The sequence below is a fragment of the Aporhodopirellula rubra genome (assembly GCF_014192335.1).
GTDB classification, from domain to species: Bacteria; Planctomycetota; Planctomycetia; order Pirellulales; family Pirellulaceae; genus Rhodopirellula; species Rhodopirellula rubra.
Window position 1 is genome coordinate 64,231 of sequence record NZ_JACHXU010000005.1, and the last position, 20,106, is coordinate 84,336.

The window sequence follows — 20,106 nt, forward strand, 5'->3', positions numbered from 1 at the left end:
ACGAGTGTTCCTGTCCAAGCTCGAAAACATTTTCGCAGCCCAGTGCTTTAGTGGCAATGAATCGGAGGACGAGACGGGACTGGTCGAGCACTGCACAAGGGAAGGTTGCCCCCCTCCAATTACCTCATGCTTTGCGGTGATGACCGCGAGCGGTTGCCATGAACCCCGATACGATTGCTGAGCCTCTGAACTCGCTGTTCTTGCCATCACCAGATGGCGTCGACGATTGAAACGTTGTTGCCGGTTCTCAAGTGCCAGGGAAAATCGATTCACGGAGTGATCGGACCGTGCACGATGGCCTGCATGTGTTCCCTGACATCGGGTGTGCCATAAACTCTGTCGATCATTTCAACGTAGACCTTCGTAAATCGCGATTCGCTCGCGAGATCACCGAAAACCTGTTTTATGTTTAGGAACGACAGACGATCTTTGCTGGTCGCTTTCGCCGCCTCGTGCAGTTCGTCTTTCAAAGCGTCCGCCACTTCGAGCGGTTGACCATGGCGATCGGCGTGCTTGTCGCTGTAGTAGCACCACGCCGCGATCACGAGCGCCGCGTAGCGAATGCTGCCACCACTGGCTAGGTTTTTGCGGAGCGTTGGAATCAGGAACACAGGCAATTTGCTGGAACTCTCCAGACAGATTCTGGCCAGATTATCCCGGATACTTGGATTGCCAAACCGCTCGATCAGTGTCGCCTTGTAAGCATCCAGGTCGATCCCTTCCACCGCATCGAGCACGGGTGTTGCCTCGATGTCGAAGAACTTGCGGAGGTATTCACGGAACAGTTCGTCATGCACACACTCGCCGATCGTTTGGTAACCAAACACGCTGCCGAGAATCCCCAGCACGGAGTGACCGGCGTTCAGCAATCGCAGCTTCATTTCTTCGTAGGGCTTCACATCATCGACGAACTGCGCGCCAGAGTTTTGCCAGTCGGGACGTCCCACGCAAAAACTGTCTTCGATCACCCACTGGTGGAACGGTTCGCAGACAGCTGGCCATTGATCATCCAAATTGAATTCGGTACGTAAATATTCGATGTCCGATTCGGAGGTGACGGGGGCGATTCGATCGACCATTGCGTTAGGAAAGCAAACTTCTTTGTCAATCCATTCCGCCAAATCAGCATCCTGCAGGCGTGCAAACGCAACCAGCATCTTCCGGATCAGGTTGCCGTTGTGTTGGACGTTGTCACACGACTGGACCGTAAACGCGGGCAAGCCAGCCTCGCGTCGCTTCTTCAGTGCCGCAGTCAAATACCCGAACACGAGTCGGGGTGTTGAAGGATTTTCGACGTCGTATTGGGCATCGGGATTCGAAATATCGAACTCTCCCGTTTCAACGTCCACGTTGTATCCGCCTTCGGTAATCGTCAACGAAACAATTTTCGTCGCTGGATCGGCCATTCGATCGATGACGGACGCGGGATCGTCGCATCCCAACAGAAAATCGACGATCGATCCGATCACTTTTGTTTCCACGTTGCCATCGGGATGTTTGACGATCAGCGTGTAAAGATAGTCTTGTTCTTTTAGGATCGTTGCCATTCGGCGATCAGCCTCACGCAGGCCAACGCCACAAATCCCCCACTGCGTAACGTCTTCGGACTGAAGGAGTAGATCGGTGTAGAAAGCCTCGTGAGCCCGATGGAACCCACCCACTCCGACGTGGACGATTCCCGTGGTCAATCGACTGCGGTCATAAGTCGGACGCGCGAGGTCGGGAGGGAGTTGCGAAAGGTTGTCTTGGTTTAACTTGATTGGGTTATTCATGAGTGTGTTTGGTTTTCGTACCGCTGCGGAACTCGTCGGGCGTTTGGGTCACGGGAGGAATCGAAAGTCTGAACGACTTCCGCTACATCAAGGTCATACTTGAACTCGGTTGAGTTTCTTGGTGCGTTGCAATGCCCAGTACGAGGAACCGAAATAGACGATCGTCATCACGAATCCCCAAGTGTAGAACACGCCAACATTGCGTTCGTACGCCGCCATATCGCCACTGGCGAACATCACGACCAAGGCCAGCACCAAGGTTACCGTCAATGCGATCCAGGCGATGCCGTGTAGAACCTTCGACATCAGCGAATCGTCGTGAATCGGCTCGCCTTCCGTAACGGCTTGCTTCGATTGAAATTCCTTGATGGCGGCGTTTAATTCATTTTCAGCTGCTTCCTCCACTGGATAACTTTCCGCAGCCCCGAATCGGCTAGCCAGGAACGTGTACAGGACGATCGTGAATGCCCATGTCGGAAGGAAAAGATAGAAGAACGACATGACTTGCAAGTAGTTCAGTCCAAACCCGAACACCAACCCGATGGCCCACGAAGCGATCGCGGGAGTGCTCCACTCAAGTTTGCGATACTTCAACCAATATCGGGTCAGCCCGATCCGAGGAAAGATGAAGTGTTCCGCAAAGACGATTCCGCCGACGGGAACGACCAACAGTCCCGCGTAAGTCAACAGCGGCAGAATCTGCCTGTAGACAAACGGGAAGCAAGCGATCACGACGGTCACGACGCCGACCGCGAAGGTAACTTGTTTTCGCGAATGATTGTGGAAGATGGCTTGGGCGGCTAAACCGGCGCGGTACAGGTTCGCGTTGGCCGTCGTCCATCCGGCAACGATCACAATGACGTAGCCCGACAATCCCAACGCCCGGTAGGCGACATCGCCGGGGTCAAGTTCAACGATCGTTGATTTCAACAACACCGCCGTGCCAGCGCCCATGATGCCCGCGGCGATCCACGCGATGTAGTGGCCGAACAACATACCGGCACTCGTGCAGAGTCCGTAGACCGTTTTACGGGCGTACCGCAGCAATGCCATGTCGATCAGTCCGAAGTGGGTGATCGTGTTGGCGGCCCAAGCGAACCCGATCACTTCCAACAATCCGATCCCCGGCTCGCCTGCGCTATTGACGCCCGTCCAAATGGATTGGTCTCCGATGGTGATGAAATCGGAAAAACTGGTTAGCTGTGTCTGCCCGATGACTGCATTAGCGAGCGCTGGAAACAGAGCAAGAGCACCACTAGTGAACATGACGATTAGCCACGGACCGCATAGCCCCGAGAACTCGGCCACGGCGTTGAACCCGTACATCGCCACCAGCACAACGATCATGCCGACGCCAAGAACGACCAACACAAACAAACTATTGTTGGGATACCACTCCAACTGTGCGGGGATATTGAATAGCAATCGAACCGCCGTACATGACACCGTAATCATCGCGGCGGAAATCACCGTGAAGATCAACACGTTGGCCGCGTTGTACAAATCGCTCATCGTGTCGCCCGCGATCTTGTGCAGGTACGTGTAGAGACTCAAACGAGTTTGCACGGCAATCGGCGTGGTGATTAGAGTCCAGCTCAAGATCGCAAGAATGTTTCCGATCAGCAGCCCCACCAAAATATCGACCGTCGTCGCTCCTAACGCGACAAACGTGGCGCCGATAACGAACTCCGTTGCCGCCACATGTTCCCCCGCATACAACCCCGCGAAGTGCGTCCAGCCGTGCAATTTGTTCTCCGGAATGGGCAACTGTTCCGGATTCATTTCGGCAATCGCAGGCGGGTTGGATTTCATGGATTTCTTCAATTCGCGTTGTGGTTGCTTCGGCGTGGGGTCATCAAGGAACGTCGCACAGTTTCGGCCTATTGTAACCCTCACCTCACTATAAGAGCAGTTTCAATGCCGCTATGCCACAGTCAGTAAGAGGCTCATGATTTTTTTCACTGGTCTCCGCCTCGAGTGCCTAGGCGAAGAAACACACGTGAATCGTTCTTTACTTGACTTGCTTGTATCGTGGATGCTTTCTGCGAACCGCTGCGTTCAAATGCCCCGCTTACCTCTATCAATCACTTTAGAACGGGGCACCGCCCCACGCGCCCAGTACTGTGCGGTTCGCAATATTACCGGTGCCACTTGGATTCACGATGTACCGCAACGCGGGCTGAACGTAGGCGGCAGGAAGGAGTTGGAACCGGTGCCCGCGTTCGTAGACAATTTCGTGGTCGACCTCTTCGCCGATCGAGTCGCCATCGTCATCACTGAGTTCACCATAGGTCGCAAAGCACATCGTGTGGTCATCGGCACGTCCAGGACACATCCCCTTGCCATTGATTCCGCAACTGATCTGCACAAGCGTTTTGACGACTTCATCGTGTTCTGAATTGGAGGCGAAGCAGAAAACTGTCAGATTACGGGCAACTTCGACGTCAACATGCCCGTAAATGCGCAGTACGCGGGGTAGACGAAAACACCTGTTGCCGCGAGGAGTCTGTGTCGGCTCAAGCTCAACGTAATGGACGACATCGCACAAGAGGTTTGGACCGTCCGGGCAAACTGCCAGTCTTGCTGATCTCATCGATTCAGAAGTGGGATTGAGTCGGCAGCATCTGGTGCGTGTCTCCTGTGATCGCGTCATGTTGTTACGACCGTGGCAGCGGTGTTGAGCAACATGGCATCATTGATGAGATGACGACCGACATCATCAAACCGGATCGGTCAACAAGGACGCCCCGTTGGTTTGAACTCTGTCCGTCGCTTTCGGAAGCTTCGCTAACAATGAACGATTGACGAGAATGCAACCCGAGAGGATCAATGGCCCTTACCCAAACGAAGACGTATCGATGCTGAGGGATGACAGACCGAGCGACGGGCAACCGGGCGACGCACCTGAGTTCGGTTGCATCCCAAAAACGACCGTGCATGCGAATCCCAGGCATCCGCTGGCACGCCGCCGCCGGGTGGCCCAGGCACACCCCACGCATTGTTAACGAACAACATTGGTCAGAACAGACCCCGTATCCTATTAGAAGCATCAGCCGTAGCCGGATGAACCGGCTTCACTGACCGATGCTTGCATGCCTGCACTTTTTGGATGCCCGCGTGCAAATCCTTCGCCGTTGGGATTGTGAGTATTACTCTCAATCGAGATCCCAACGCCTCTTATCTCAAAGGTATTTTGCAATGTCTGATCATGATTCAGCCATGGAGCATCAGGATGATGAACCCATCCATTTCATCGACACGGACGAACCTCTTCAGGACGCGATCGAACCCGAACTCAATTCTCCCGAATCGTTCGCACGGGCACTTTTGGAAGTCGCGACGAACCAGAAGGCGAGCGACGTTTTCATCTCCGACGAACAACACTCCACGGTCGTGCGCGTTCGGCGAATGGGACGACTCAAAGTTGTCCGCCGCCTCCAACGCTCGTACGGTCGCCGACTTCTGAATCATTACCGAGCACTCGCGGGCATCGACATTGCTGATCTTTCACGCCCCGCGGACGGACGCGTACGATTCGATCTGGATAACGACCACGAGGTTGACGTTCGTTTTTCGGTCATGCCGACTGCGTTCGGCCAGGACATGGCGATGCGGTTGTTTGATCACAGCATTGGCTTGATCAAAATTGACGACATTGGTTTTCTCGAACAAGAGTCGAAAGTCGTGCGCCGTATGCTGACGTCGCCGAGCGGATTGATTCTGGTCGCGGGCTCCACCGGCAGCGGCAAGACCAACTCCCTGTACGCGTTCTTGAACCATCTCAATAACGGACAGCGAAAGATTCATACGTTGGAAGAACCGATCGAATACACATTGCCTGGGATCTTGCAATCACAAGTGAACGCGCGGGCTGGCTGCGACTTTGCGGATCTGTTGTATGGATGCATGCGGCAAAGCCCCGACGTCATCATGGTCGGTGAAATTCGTGACAAACGAACGGCCGAAACGGCGATCCGTGCCGGGATGAGCGGACACCTGGTGTTAGCAACCGTCCACGCACAAGCCGCAACGACGGCGGTGCAGAACCTGTTGTCGTTCGAAGTCAATCGGCACTTTTTATCCGACGCGTTGATCGGTGTTCTGAATCAAACACTCGTTCGCCAGCTTTGCACGGAATGTCGCGTGCGGGTCGAAATCCCAGAGTCGTCGCAACACTACTACTCGGCGGGACAGTGCGATCAATGTGGCCATGAAGGCTTCACACGAATGACCTGTTTGCCCGAAATCCTAGACGTCACCAAGCGTTTGACGACCTCGATCGCACGAGGTGACTCGGCCGATGAACTCGAGCAGATTGCCATCGAGGATGGCATGATGACTCTCGCGGACGCGGCGCTCAAACGCATCGAGTCAGGCATCATTACCCCCGAAGACGCGGCCATGGTGATGAGCGATCATCGAATTCGCGAACTCGCGACTCACGCAATTGCGGCAGGCGAAGAGTGCGGCCAGGTCAGTGCAGCCTGACGTTGCAGCAAACCACAATTTCATCCTGCAAATGACCGACCGCGTTTGCAGGGACACCGACGAGAAGTATCGCTCGCGATTCGAACCTCGTGAGTTTGAACGGTTAAGCGTCCGCGTCGATGCGTTGGTACGCCTCTTCGACGAGTAGGTGTCCGTATTCACGTTCGAGTCTGCGGACCGTGAAGTGAGCACGGGCGAGGTCTTGATAGTGGTCGATAAAGTAGCTGTTAATCAGAGCCCCGCCGACGGCACCGATTACCGGGATCGCTTGCGCGGCAAGCTTTTCACTGACCACCATTCCGAACCGCTTGCCAATCAGTTGCAGCAGTTTGACCAGCGGCGGGGCAGCCGTTTCGCTGACGCCGTGCTTCATCACGTATTTCGATGCGTCGGCGACCTGTTTGCTCATCGCCGCCCGCACGGCGAAGTAACCGATTTCAGTTTCGTCGTTGATGTCGCCACCTTTTTCGTCGTCGCGTTTCCCCCCATCGATCGCGAAGACTTCCAAACAGGCGAGTTGCGTTTGGACATCGGTAAGATCTTCGCCTTGAGACCGCGCGATGTCGGCAACACTGCGGAGGATCAATACCGTCGAGACCGGCAGTTCGAGAGCCACGGTCGAAAGCCCGAACGCGCCCCCCGCTGCTCCGGACAAACCGGCCATCAATTTGTGGCTGATGAGTTTCGGCTTTCCGCCCTTGGTTTCTTCACCTAGCGTGCGAAGGGCAACTTTCAATGCCGTTTGCAGTGATTTGTCGACCGCGGCGTTGAGAGCATCTTCGGCGATGTTCGGCAACATCCTGATCGATGCGGTGATCGGTGCGCCAATCAATTCAGTCAGCCGATCGGCGAGACCGTGATGTTCGAGTGTCGCCTTTGCTTCACGGAGTTCCGCGACGATGTCTTCGGGAAGTTCACCTTCGATCAGTTCGTTGGACATGGAGAGATCTCGCGAATCGGTGTTGGTTAATAAACGGAAAACAATCTTAAAGTGATGCAGCGAGTCGACGCGGCTAATCGACACCGCCGAGCAGCCTCAACGACAGACGATGGGCGTCGACGACAATCCGTGCGGTTTTGAGATGAAACAACTAGAAGCGTGGGGGAGCGACCGCAGCGACGATCATGCCCGCGATCAGCCCGCCGACGTGTGCTCCGTTCGCGATCCCGGGAATGATGGGGGTGAAACACAGCACGAGAAAGCCGAGCATGAACTTGACGTTAAACGACGGGATTTCGACCGGGTAACTGGCTTGCATTTTGGGGCGGATCCAGACGAACCCGAACACCCCAAACACCGCTCCGGAGGCCCCGATCGCGAGAGGCGGTTCGAGCCAATCGGGCAAGGCGATTTGCGTCGTCGTCGCAATCGCCTGACACGCCAGCAGAAGAAACAAATAGAACCAACTGCCGTGAATGCGTTCCACGACACCGCCGAGGATGTAAAGGTTGATCATGTTGAACGCGAGGTGCATCATGCTGCCGTGAAGCAACATCGGCGAGAACAACCGCCACACCTGGCCGCTCTTGATCGACGCGAACGCGTCGCCCGTCGCGTAGTAGGTCGGGAAGTCGACACAAGTCAGCGCGTTGTAGACCGCCCAATCAGCACCGTCTCTGCTGCCATCTGGATTCATAGGTACACGATTGAAATTCGTCGTGAACTCTGTTGCGAATCCGATGATCGTCGCCAACACGATGACCGCGATCGTGACCGGAATGGTCGCTGGTGTTTGCCCGGGACCGCCCAGGCCTCCCGAGAAACCGCGTCCACCGGTGGCTCGATTGAGACGCATTTGCGATTTTTTCTGAGCGGCAATCTTTTGTGCGATTTGCTCAGATCGCTGCTTCCTCATCCGCGCAGCTTCGGCGGATACGTCATACTCACTCGACGTCGGGTCGGATTGAAACCGCGAAAACAGTTCACGCGCCTTCTCGACGTCCTGTTCGTGACGAATCCAGATATCATGGTCCGTTGTCGCGGGCGGCGCGGATTCATCGCTTGAGCTGCTTTTGGCGTCGATCGATTGAGTTTGTAGGTAGTCGCAGAAGCGGTTTGCTTGCGTCTCGCTCGGTAGGTTGCCGATTCGCCGCATCAGAAAAGTTCCCAATTTCGTCAGATGATTGCTGTTTTGGATATGTTCTACGCACTTCGGGCTCTTGTTGCACGACCGGTTGACGCTCGACGGGTTCACACCGTCACGAAAATGGCGTTCGCCGGCGGCAGGTTTCAGTGGATCAGCGGTGCGTTGATCTGGTTTGCGGTCGCGTCACCTGGGTTCTCAGCCCCGCCTAGTGCGAATTCAACGCCAAATCCGCCCCCAACTCTCCCGGCCGGATCCTCCGATTCAAGGGAGTCGTCGTTTCCGACGCCCGACGACACCGAGCCGTTGGCGGCGACGCATCCGCAGCTTAGCCCCACGGACAGTGCCGCGGCGATCCGTTTGCCAGACGGATTTTCCGCCACCGTGTTCGCGGCCGAACCGGACGTGCAAAACCCGATCGACCTGGCGTGGGACCACCGGGGACGGATGTGGGTTGCCGAAAATTACACGTACGCAAAATCCGGTGTCCGATTTCGCGATGATTTGCGAGACCGCGTTGTGGTTTTCACCGATGCCAATTGCGATGGAGCCCCGGAACAACGAACCGTATTTTTAGACACGCTCTCCCGATTGACGAGCGTCGAAGTCGGCCCGGGGCGAGTATCGGCGTTAGGTTCATCAGCGACACCAAACACCAACAACACACCGGCGAACGTCAATGGCGTGTGGTTGATGTGTCCACCGCAATTGCTGTTCGTTCCTGATGCGAATCACGATCTCGTTCCTGACAGCGGCCCGCGCGTTGTCTTAGATGGATTCGACGTCGCCAAACAGAACTACCATAACTTTGCCAACGGATTGCGTTTCGGCCCGGATGGATGGTTGTACGGGCGATGCGGAGGATCGTGTCCGGGACAGGTCGGCCCGCCCGGCACACCGGAAGAACAACGCGTTGCACTGGAAGGAGGCTTTTGGCGATTCGATGTCCGCGAAGAACGATTCGAAGTCCTTTCACATGGGACGACGAATCCGTGGGGCCATGACTTCAATGAGTTTGGCGAGCCATTTTTCATCAACACCGTCAACGGGCATCTGTGGCACAGCATTCACGGTGCTCACTTCAACCGGCCCTTCACGCTCGATCCCAATCCTAGCGTGTACGCGACCATCGATCAGCATGCAGACCACTATCACTTTGACACCGGTCAACATTGGACCAAATCTCGCGACGGTGCGGCGAATGATTTTGGGGGCGGCCACGCTCATTGCGGCCTGATGATCTATCAAGAGTCGACGTGGCCTGAGTCATATCGTGGATCATTGATGACGCTGAACTTCCACGGCCGACGGGCAAACCGCGAAAACTTGGTTCGACGTGGCAGCGGCTACGTCGGGACGCACGGAGAAGACTTTTTTCTCAGTAGCGACGAGTGGTTCCGCGGGATGGAATTGTCGGCCGGCCCCGACGGAAACGTTTTCGTGCTCGACTGGAGCGATCTCGGCGAATGCCACGAACACACCGGAGTTCACCGAAATAGCGGGCGAGTCTACAAAATCACGGCCCGGCAAAGCGATTCCGAACGTGAGTCGGCCAAACAATCTCGCGAGGCAAAGATGCAACAGCTCGCCGATGGGACCGTCTCGGAATTAGTCGAAATGATCAGCGGCGAAGACCGATGGTTCAGCCATCAGGCAGCACTGCGTCTGCGAGAGGTCCACGATCGCGGCGAGGATATTTCTGCCGCGATTGAAAACATGAGAGCGGCCTTCGCTCAAACTCAACAATCGCAAGACAATAACGATGCAGCCCAGCGATGTCGGCTGCTGTGGTCGTTGGATTCCCTTGGCGGATTGACTCAATCGGGCCAGGAGCCAGCGTTCGACGACTACCTCCCGTTCCTGAATGACGCTTCCGAGCACGTACGGGCCGCCGCAATCCGCTCGCTAACGCAGCGTTGGCCGATTGACGATGTCTATGGCCCGAACGCATCCGGACGGACCGCATGGCCGGAGATCGATGCATCCGCAAAAGAGCTAATCGGGCAGTTTGATCAACTCGGCGGCAATGACTCAGCGTTGGTTCGTTTGACGCTGGCCTCGACGCTGCAGCGTTTACCGATCGACTTGCGAGCCGATGCGGCAACGAAGCTGTTGCAGATTAGTGGCGATCAAGACACCGGCGACCACAACATGGCAAAGATGATTTGGTATGGCGTGATGAGTCGTGCCGAAACGCATCCTGGCGAGATGATCGAAGTCGCCGCGGTATCGAGTTTGCCTGAGCTGACCATGTATGTTTCTCGCAGCATCGCGGAGCAAATCGAAACGTCCCCCGACGCTTTTGGTGGGTTGGCAGAAACGGCTCTAGAGAAACTGAAGACGACCGCTCCCGAATCGGCGCGTCCGTGGTGTGAGGCAATGTTCAGGGGTGTCGCACAAGGACTGGTGGGTATTCGTCGCGCGGTGATGCCGGAGGCTTGGCCGGAACTGAAAAAGACATTAGCCAACGCCGGGATCGACACGGGCGACGCCATCGGTCAACTCGACACGATTTTCGGCGACGGGCTGAGCCCCGAGCGGATGCTGGCGATCCTGAATGATAAGGATGTCGACCTGACGAAGAGACTCAACGCGTTCGAGGGGTTAGTGGCGACGTGGCACGATCCAAAATCGAAAGGCGGACTATCCGCCGACGTCCTTATCAAGTCCTCGCGTCCCCTGATCGCGAGCCCTCACGTGAACCTCGCCGCCGCGGAATCTCTCGCGACGATCGAGCATGACGCGGTCGCCGACATCTTGCTGGACAACTACCGGCGATTCCGAGCCCCCTTACGCCCGAACGTGATCGCATTGTTGTGTTCGCGAGAAACGTTTGCGGCCGCGTTGGTCAAACGACTCGAACAAGGTGGACTGCCCAAGGACGCCCTCGACGCGTCCCATGTCCGTGGCTTGGTCGCCCTCGGTAACGAAGATTTAACCCGACGTTTGGAATCGGTTTGGGGCAGGGTCCGCGAAACTCCGGGTGAAAGGATCGCGGAAATCGAGCGATTAAAAACGATGCTGACGTCCGACCGGCTTCACAACGCGAACGTGCCGGCGGGGCGAGCCCTGTATGATCGGGCGTGTGCGTCCTGCCACCGGTTGTTCGGAAACGGCGAGCAGGTCGGACCGGATTTGACCGGATCGCAGCGTGGCAGTTTGGAATACCTGCTCAGCAACATTGTCGACCCCGACGCGGTCGTCGGCGTGGATTTCCGGGCGACGAAAGTTCTGACGGTCGACGGACGTTTACTCGTAGGACTGGTGACTCAGCGAACACGCCGAACCTTGACGATCGCGTCGGCAACACGAACCGAAACGATCGGGCTCGACGAGGTGGAGGACGAATTCCCGACCGAGAACTCGCCGATGCCGAGCGGTCTGCTGCAACCGCTCGACGACGAGGCAATCGTGAACCTGATCGCGTACCTGCAATCTCCCGTTCAGGTCATTCCTCCGGGCGGCGAAACCGAGGGCGGGGGTCGATAGAGCAGGCTCCTTCTAGCGAGTAAATCGTTCAGGAAATCGGCCCCGTTGGTCCGCCGCCGGGCTATCCCACTTAGCAGACCGGAGGCGATGCGATATTCTGCCGCTTGTGAATACGTCTGCCCCCCACACCGACTTCTCCGAAGCCTCGATTCGCACGATTGCCGTGGTCGGATTGGGGTTGCTCGGCGGGAGCGTGGCGAAAGCAGTACGCGGCCAGAGCGGCGACGCTGCGGTTCGCGTGATCGGGTGTGCCCGGCGTGCCGAAACCCGAGAATTTGCCGTCAAACACGGGTTCGTTGACGATGTCACCGATGATCCGGTGGAGGCGGCCGCTCAGGCGGATCTGGTTCTGATCGCCACGCCGGTCGACCGGATTGCCGACTACGTGATCAACATCGCGGCGAAATGCCCACAGGTATTGATGACCGATGTGGGCAGCACCAAATTTCGAATCGTCGAGGCCGTCAAGGCGGCTCCCGAAGCGGCCGCCCGGTTCGTCGCCGCTCACCCGATCGCGGGCAGCGAAAAAACAGGCCTGCAACACGCCTGCGGAGACCTGTTTCAAGACAAACCGATCGTCATCACCGCGTCGGGCGACGAATCCCCCGGAGCGATCGAGGCGGTCACCCGATTTTGGGAATCCACCGGCGGACGGGTCGTGCATCTGACACCGCGGCGTCACGACGACCTGTTGGCGATTTCATCGCACATGCCGCACCTGATGTCGTCTCTCGTTGCCAATCAATTGCCCGGTGAAGCGATCCCGATGGTCGGCACCGGATGGCTCGACACGACTCGGATCGCCGCGGGCGACGAAGGTTTGTGGACGGCAATCGTCTCGGAGAATCGCGACGCAATCCTCAGTGCCCTCGAACAAACCGCCGGCAATCTCGGTGACCTGATCGACGTGATCCGCTCCCGAGACGACGAATCGTTGACGGGCTTCCTCCGGGAAGCTCGCGAGAAACGTGAGGCGGCCCGCCCCACGCGACTGCCCACCCCATAACCTCAATTCAAATTTTCCACCGTAAACCCCTCGCAGAGAGTTTCCAGCCATGCCGCTTTGGCAAATCGACATTCATCCGGCTCCTGAGCAAATCGACCGGATGGGCCTGCAGACCGCTGACGAAATCCATCAACTCGGACTCGGTGACGACCTGACCGTCGCCGCCGCTCGCGGATACCTCGTCGAAGGCGAAATCAGTGACGAGCAAGCCGAACAGATCGCGGCAACGTTGTTGGCCGACGCGGTCACCGAACGCACCGTGGTCGGACGCCTCTCAGCGAGCGGCACGAACGGTTCGCTCGGCGACGATCTGTCCGATCCACCCGAGTCGTTAATGGAAAACCTCGCCGAACGCGGTATCGAAGACCAACCGCATTTGGTTCACGTGATGAGCAAACCGGGCGTGATGGACCCCGTCGCGGCGAGCACGCAAGGGGCACTCGCGGACAGCGGCCTGGACGCCGACGCGGTGAAAACGTTTCGCAAGTATTGGATTTCAGGCGTCGACGAAAGCGGTTTGGAAGCGATTTGCCGCCGCGCGTTGTCGAACGACTCGATCGAAACCTACGTCGTCGGCCCCCTCCATATGGACCGCCTTGGCGTCGGTTCGCAGGGTGAATTTGAATTGGTGCGTGTCCCCATTCGCGAACTCGACGACGCCGGATTGGAAAAGCTCTCCAAAGACGGCCAACTATATCTGACGCTCGTCGAAATGCAGACGATTCGAGATCACTTCGTCGCACTCGATCGTGATCCCACCGACATCGAACTCGAGTCCGTCGCCCAAACGTGGTCGGAACACTGCAGCCACAAAACGCTCGCCGGACGGATCCATTACCGCGGCCCTTCCGTCGACGGAACTCCCGGCGGCGACGAACGCCAATACGACAACATGCTCAAAGAGACCATCTTTGAAGCCACGCAAACGATCCGCCGAACCCTCGGCGAGAACGATTGGTGTGTCAGTGTGTTTAAGGACAACGCCGGTGTCGTCACGTTCGACGAACAAGACCACGTTTGTTTCAAAGTCGAAACACACAATCACCCTTCGGCACTCGAACCTTACGGCGGCGCCAATACCGGTATCGGTGGTGTCATCCGCGACCCGATGGGCACCGGAATGGGTGCGAAACCGATTTGCAACACAGACGTGTTCTGTTTCGCGCAGCCAGACATTGCACCCGAGGAACTGCCCCCCGGCGTGTTGCACCCGCGGCGGGTGATTCAAGGTGTCGTTTCGGGAGTTCGTGATTACGGGAACCGGATGGGCATCCCGACCGTCAACGGAGCCGTGTATTTCGACCGCCGTTATCTCGGCAACCCGTTGGTTTATTGCGGGAACGTCGGAATCATCCCCGTCGGCATGGAAGAAAAGGAAGTCAAAGCGAATGACTTGATCGTCGCCATCGGTGGTCGAACCGGACGCGACGGAATCCACGGGGCAACCTTCAGCAGTGCCGAACTGACCAGCGAATCGGAGTCTTTATCAGGCGGTGCGGTTCAGATCGGTAACGCGATCACCGAGAAGATGGTGCTCGACGTGCTGCTCCAAGCACGTGACCGGGGCCTGTACAACGCCGTGACGGACTGTGGGGCCGGTGGCTTCAGTAGTGCCGTTGGCGAGATGGGTGAAGAACTCGGCGCCGAAGTTTGGCTCGATAAGGCTCCGCTGAAATATGACGGATTGACCTATACCGAAATCTGGATCTCCGAAGCTCAAGAACGCATGGTGTTCGCGGTTCCCGAATCGAAGTGGGACGAACTGCGAGAACTTTGCGAGAGCGAAGGCGTCGAAGCGGCCGCGATCGGACGATTCGTACCGACCGGGCGGCTGAAACTGACCTACCAAGGCGAAACAGTCGGTGACATTTCGATGTCATTCCTGCACGATGGCCGACCGCCCGTGATCCGCGACGCCGTCTACGATCCGCCCAAAACAACGCCACTCACCATCGGTGCACGCGACGCGGCCGCAAACGGCCAAACCCTGTTCGGCATCCTCGGCAGCTACAACGTTGCGAGTAAGCACTGGGTGATCCGCCAATACGATCACGAAGTCCAAGCAGGCAGCGTCGTCAAACCTCTCGTAGGCCCGCAATGCGATGGCCCCGGAGACGCCGCCGTCGTACGCCCCAAACTCGACAGCCACCGTGGACTCGTAATTTCGTGCGGCATGAACCCACATTACGGCGACTTTGACACCTACCACATGGCGACGTCCGCCATCGACGAAGCGATGCGTAACGCGGTCGCCGTGGGGGCGGATCCGTCCAAAGTGGCCATCCTCGACAACTTCTGCTGGGGCTATACCGACCGTCCCGAAACACTCGGCTCGCTCGTCCGAAGTGCGATCGCCTGCCAAGACATGGCGGTGGTATTGCAAACGCCATTCGTCAGCGGCAAGGACAGCCTGAACAATGAGTTCAGCTACTTCAACGACGACGGCGACAAACAAACCATCGCGATCCCGCCGAGCCTGTTGATCAGCGCGATGGGACAAATCGACGACGTCCGTTCCGCCGTCACGATGGACCTCAAGGAAGCCGGCAACGTGCTGCTGCTGGTCGGCCGCACCCGACGCGAATTCGGCGGATCGCATTACTGTCTCGTCGAGAACGAAAACGGTGGCGAAGTCCCGCAGGTCGATCCTGTCTACGCCAAAAACGTATTCGAGACGATTCACGCGTCGATGAAAGAACGCCAAATCCGATCCTGTCACGACTTGAGCGAAGGAGGCTTTGCCGTGTCCGCGACCGAAATGGCCCTAGCCGGCGGACTCGGATTAGATATCGCGATCGACGCCGTGCCACGCGACGACGCCGGTTCCGACACCGGACCACTGAGCAGCACGGAACTGTTATTCAGCGAGTCAAACACGCGGTTCTTGATCGAAGTGGAACCGGACAACGTCGACGCGATCCTTTCGCGTTTCGCCGCCGCCGGCGTTCCCGTGACACGTCTCGGGGAAGTCACTTCCACCGAAAACGTTTGCATACGCGACGGATCGGAAACCGTCCTCGATGTCAGCATCGCGGAAGCGAAATCTGCGTGGCAAGCGCCACTGGATTGGCATTGATCCCTACTCCCAAAGCCACCATGAAATCAAAACCAAAGTCGAAATCGAAGCCCAAGGCGAACGCAAAAGCCTCGGGCAAAGCGGGAGCGAAAGCGGGCTCCAAAACCAAACCGACGAAATTGCGAATCATTGGTGGTGATATGGGCGGTCGCACCGTCACCTATCACGGTGAGGAGTTCACGCGACCGATGCGCGACAGCGTTCGCGAGAACCTGTTCAACATTCTCGGACGAGGCGTGCGTGGCACGACCGCGTTCGATTTGTTCGCGGGCACCGGAGTGCTCGCGTTTGAAGCGATCAGCCGAGGTGCCGTCCGCGCCGTGGCCGTCGAACCGATGCGCCAAGCGGCGGATCAAATTCGCAAAACGGTCGAACACCTCGACCTCGAGTCGAAGTTCACGCTCCTGACCGCAGACGCGTTTGCCGTTGCCGATCGTTTGTTGACCGTGTCCGATGACGACGACACGCCTTGGGTGGTGTTTCTCAGTCCTCCGTACCGGTTCTGGACCGATCCAGAATTCTTCCCGAAACTCTGTGCGATCATCACGCGAGTGCAGCGACACGCACCACCGGGCAGCATTCTCGTGGCGGAAACGGACTACACATTCGATACCGATCGATTACCGCCGGGCGATTGGGACATCCGCGCCTACGGCATCACTCGATTGGCATTCATCGAACCCGGCAACCACTGTGGATTGAACCTCCCTGATTCGCTGGAACTGTAACGACACCGGCATGAATGCGTGCCAACGACTTCTCCACCGACCGGTTTCAACGAAAGACAACGACTCATGTTTCTCATCGATACCATTTCCCGCATTGTGCACGTCGCCACCGCGATCACGTTGGTCGGTGGCAGCGTTTTCACGCTGTTCGTGCTCCTGCCGTCTGCCAAAACGCTTTCCAGCGAAGCGCACAAGCAACTCGCTGAGGCGATCAACGGCCGGTGGAAACGATTCATTCACGGCGGAATCACGTTGTTTTTGATCAGCGGTTTCTACAATTACTTCCGCGCGATCCCGAATCATAAAGGCGACGGGCTGTATCACGGCCTGCTGGGCGCCAAGATGCTGATGGCTTTCGTCATCTTCTTCTTCGCCTCGGCACTCGTCGGCCGAAGCCCTCGCTTCGACGGCATGCGAGCCAACAAATCGAAATGGCTCGGGCTCATTGTCCTGCTTGCGACCATCATCGTCTGCTTATCAGGCTTTCTAAAAATCCGCGGCTAATCTCGTCGAACCGCAAAGCTTGCTGCGTCGGGATTGATACGACGTACCGTTGGATGCATGTTGAATTCGTTGCCGCGAACATCTCTTTTTATCCGTTACCGATGCGAGCACGATCGCAGCGGTGAGCAAACGACCCAACCTAGGCAGATTCACGCGAGCCTACGATCTGCGCATTTCGTGATGCTTTAATGTCGCGATCACGTGCGACGAAATGACTCTGCGACTTCCTTTCCCATTGAAGTCAGGTATCTTCTGCTCAGGTGTCCCTAGGGGACCATACCTTCGCTTAAGAGCGTGCATAATCGCACAACACAGGCCACGACGTGCGTATCCGCTCGCACGATCGAATCGACTTTGATGTGCGATTATTACACCTAAAAACACGTATACACGTGCGTTTTGTCTCAAACGTTGGATGGCAACTCGAAGGCGGGGTACAATCTCGCCGTTTGGCACCGCGATTGTTGTAGACGTTGCGAGCAACCAAGCGAGCACGCAACCGTCGTATTTGCACACACCGTTCTCGGGCGTCTAAGTGGACGCCATTTTTCGTACCGATTCAGAGGAAAAAGATGGCGACAGTGACGTCGACCGATGCACCGCAGGGCGGGGCAGTCGAAAGCCATGGCGCGACCGATTCAGGTCGCATGGAACAATTCAGCTATGACGATTCGATCGTGCGGATGTTTGCTACGGCGACCATCGTATGGGCGATCGTGGCGACTCTCGCGGGACTGATCGTTGCCGTGTTGTTGATTCTTCCGGGGTTAGCAGGAGGGTTGGAATACTTCAGCTTCGCACGCCTGCGTCCGCTGCACACTAACGCGGCGATCTTCGCGTTCGCGGGCAACGCGATCTTTGCGGCGGTCTATTACAGCACGCAGCGACTGTGCAAAGCTCGGATGTGGAGCGACGCTCTCAGCCGGATGCACTTTTGGGGCTGGCAACTGATCATCGTGTTGGCCGCGATCACGCTGCCACTGGGGATCACACAAAGTAAAGAGTACGCCGAACTGCAATGGCCGATCGACATTCTGATTGCCGTTGTATGGTTGTTCATCTTCGGCGGCAACTTCCTGATGACGCTGATCCATCGTCGCGAACGTCACATGTACGTCGCACTTTGGTTTTACATCGCAACGATTGTGACCGTCGCGTTGCTGCACGTATTTAACAACTTGGTGGTGCCGATCGGATTGTTCGCGAGCATTCCGGTTTACGCCGGAGTTCAAGACGCGTTCATGCAGTGGTGGTACGGACACAACGCGGTGGCGTTCTTCTTGACCACGCCGTTTCTCGGGTTGATGTATTACTTCTTGCCCAAGGCGGCCGACCGTCCGGTCTTCAGTTACCGACTGAGCATCATCCACTTCTGGTCGTTGGTGTTCATTTACATCTGGGCTGGTCCTCACCACTTGCACTACACATCGCTGCCCGAATGGGCCAGCACACTAGGCATGCTGTTCAGTTTGATGCTGTGGATGCCGAGTTGGGGTGGGATGATCAATGGTCTGCTCACACTGCGCGGGGCGTGGCACAAGGTCGCCGCCGACCCCGTGCTGAAGTTCTTCGTCGTCGGCGTCACGTTCTACGGCATGAGCACGTTTGAAGGGCCGATGTTGTCCGTGAAAGCGATCAACGCGTTTACTCACTACACCGACTGGACCATCGCTCACGTTCACTCCGGTGCACTGGGTTGGAACGGATTCATGGCGTTCGGCATGCTGTACTGGATGCTGCCACGCATTTTCCAAACGAAAATCTGGAGCGATAAACTCGTCAGCCTGCACTTTTGGATCGGAACGCTCGGCATTCTCCTGTACATCATTCCGATCTACGCCGCGGGCCTGATGCAGGGCTGGATGTGGCGTGCGATGGACGACACCGGACACCTGATGTATCCGGACTTCATTGAAACCACTCAATCGATCGTTCCACTTTGGTGGCTCCGCGTCGTCGGAGGTCTGTTGTATGTCAGCGGCACGTTGATGCTCGGGCTCAACGCGTTGATGACGTGGATGAGTCGTCCCGCGGAATACGAAGTGCCTGTCATTTCGGCGCCGCGTTTGACGAAAGAATACAACGTTACCGAGCCGAAATCAAAGAGCCATCTCGAAGGTGCTCCCGTACTCGAACTGAGCAAGAAGCTCGATATCTTCGGACGCATGGGATGGCACCGATCATGGGAACGATTGCCGGTGAAGTTCACCGTGCTCGTGACTCTCGCGGTGATCGTCGCGACGTTGTTTGAGGCGATTCCGACGTTTTTGATCCGTACGAATGTGCCGACCATCGCGACGGTGAAACCATACACACCGTTGGAGTTGGCCGGTCGTCACATTTTCGTTTCCGAAGGCTGTTACAACTGTCACTCGCAAATGATCCGCCCAATGGTTTCGGAAACGAAACGGTATGGCGAATACAGCAAACCGGGCGAATCGATTTACGACCGTCCGTTCCAATGGGGCAGTCGCCGGATCGGTCCTGACCTCGCACGCGAGGGTGGCAAGCAGAGCAGTTTCTGGCATTGGACGCACTTCGAAAACCCCGAAAACGTGTCACCGGGTTCGGTCATGCCGAGCTACGGGTATTTGTTAACCGAGGACATGAAGTACGACGCGATTGCCCCCCACGTTCAAGCGGCCGCGTACCTCGGTGCCGAATACTCCGACGACGAACTCAACAACACTGCCGAAGTCGCGATGGCTCAAGCCGAACGAATCGCCGCCGAAATTGTTGAGCAAGGTGGGCCTGCGAAAACCTACGAAAAGCAAGCCGTAGCGTTGATCGCGTACCTGCAACGCGTCGGCATCGACTTGTTCGCCGAAGAAGCACCTGCCGAAACCGTTCCCGCTGAAGGCACTCCGGAAGACGAATCGGCACCTGCCGAAGAGCCCGCCGGAGTTGCGATGTTGAATGCGAACGAATCGCAAATCGACTGACCACGGTCCATTCATTT

Annotated in this window: 12 protein-coding genes; 7 read left to right on the plus strand and 5 right to left on the minus strand. The window is 57.0% G+C overall.

The annotated features are described in order from the left end of the window. Positions 1–269: 269 nt before the first annotated feature. From FHS27_RS08340 to FHS27_RS08350, 3 genes are all read right to left on the minus strand, one after another. Complete coding sequence (locus FHS27_RS08340) at positions 270–1,772, minus strand: mannitol dehydrogenase family protein (RefSeq protein WP_184304081.1); 1,503 nt, start codon at positions 1,770–1,772, stop codon at positions 270–272. A gap of 93 nt (positions 1,773–1,865) precedes the next feature. Further along, a complete protein-coding gene (locus tag FHS27_RS08345; RefSeq protein WP_184304083.1) occupies positions 1,866–3,584 on the minus strand; it encodes a purine-cytosine permease family protein in 1,719 nt (572 codons plus the stop codon). Positions 3,585–3,861: 277 nt separating this feature from the next. After that, entirely contained in the window at positions 3,862–4,425 is a 564-nt protein-coding gene (locus tag FHS27_RS08350) for a carbohydrate porin (protein WP_315854498.1), read from the minus strand. Between the two features lie 545 nt (positions 4,426–4,970). Between FHS27_RS08350 and FHS27_RS08355 the strand changes: the two genes are divergently transcribed. After that, the gene (locus FHS27_RS08355; protein WP_184304085.1) at positions 4,971–6,260 is read left to right on the plus strand and encodes a GspE/PulE family protein; all 1,290 of its coding nucleotides are present in this window, start codon (positions 4,971–4,973) and stop codon (positions 6,258–6,260) included. Between the two features lie 103 nt (positions 6,261–6,363). On the opposite strand, the gene FHS27_RS08360 is transcribed toward FHS27_RS08355, so the two are convergent. Both FHS27_RS08360 and FHS27_RS08365 read right to left on the minus strand, forming a co-directional pair. Then, entirely contained in the window at positions 6,364–7,200 is an 837-nt protein-coding gene (locus tag FHS27_RS08360) for an EcsC family protein (RefSeq protein WP_044250780.1), read from the minus strand. A 151-nt stretch (positions 7,201–7,351) separates the two neighbouring features. Beyond that, entirely contained in the window at positions 7,352–8,356 is a 1,005-nt protein-coding gene (locus FHS27_RS08365) for a rhomboid family intramembrane serine protease (RefSeq protein WP_184304096.1), read from the minus strand. 24 nt (positions 8,357–8,380) lie between these two features. Between FHS27_RS08365 and FHS27_RS08370 the strand changes: the two genes are divergently transcribed. The 6 genes from FHS27_RS08370 (at position 8,381) to ccoN (ending at position 20,089) form a co-directional block, all read left to right on the plus strand. After that, positions 8,381–11,833 carry a PVC-type heme-binding CxxCH protein gene (locus tag FHS27_RS08370; protein ID WP_184304098.1) on the plus strand — a complete coding sequence of 1,151 codons (3,453 nt, stop codon included), beginning with the start codon at positions 8,381–8,383 and terminating at the stop codon, positions 11,831–11,833. A 106-nt stretch (positions 11,834–11,939) separates the two neighbouring features. Further along, complete coding sequence (locus FHS27_RS08375; protein ID WP_184304100.1) at positions 11,940–12,839, plus strand: prephenate dehydrogenase; 900 nt, start codon at positions 11,940–11,942, stop codon at positions 12,837–12,839. A gap of 49 nt (positions 12,840–12,888) precedes the next feature. Beyond that, a complete protein-coding gene (gene purL, locus FHS27_RS08380; protein ID WP_184304102.1) occupies positions 12,889–15,915 on the plus strand; it encodes a phosphoribosylformylglycinamidine synthase subunit PurL in 3,027 nt (1,008 codons plus the stop codon). Positions 15,916–15,935: 20 nt separating this feature from the next. After that, positions 15,936–16,643: an RsmD family RNA methyltransferase gene (locus tag FHS27_RS08385; RefSeq protein WP_044250662.1), complete on the plus strand. Its 708-nt coding sequence runs from the start codon at positions 15,936–15,938 to the stop codon at positions 16,641–16,643. 66 nt (positions 16,644–16,709) lie between these two features. Continuing rightward, a complete protein-coding gene (locus tag FHS27_RS08390; protein ID WP_184304104.1) occupies positions 16,710–17,147 on the plus strand; it encodes a hypothetical protein in 438 nt (145 codons plus the stop codon). Positions 17,148–17,719: 572 nt separating this feature from the next. Then, the gene (gene ccoN, locus FHS27_RS08395; RefSeq protein WP_184304106.1) at positions 17,720–20,089 is read left to right on the plus strand and encodes a cytochrome-c oxidase, cbb3-type subunit I; all 2,370 of its coding nucleotides are present in this window, start codon (positions 17,720–17,722) and stop codon (positions 20,087–20,089) included. Positions 20,090–20,106 lie beyond the last annotated feature (17 nt).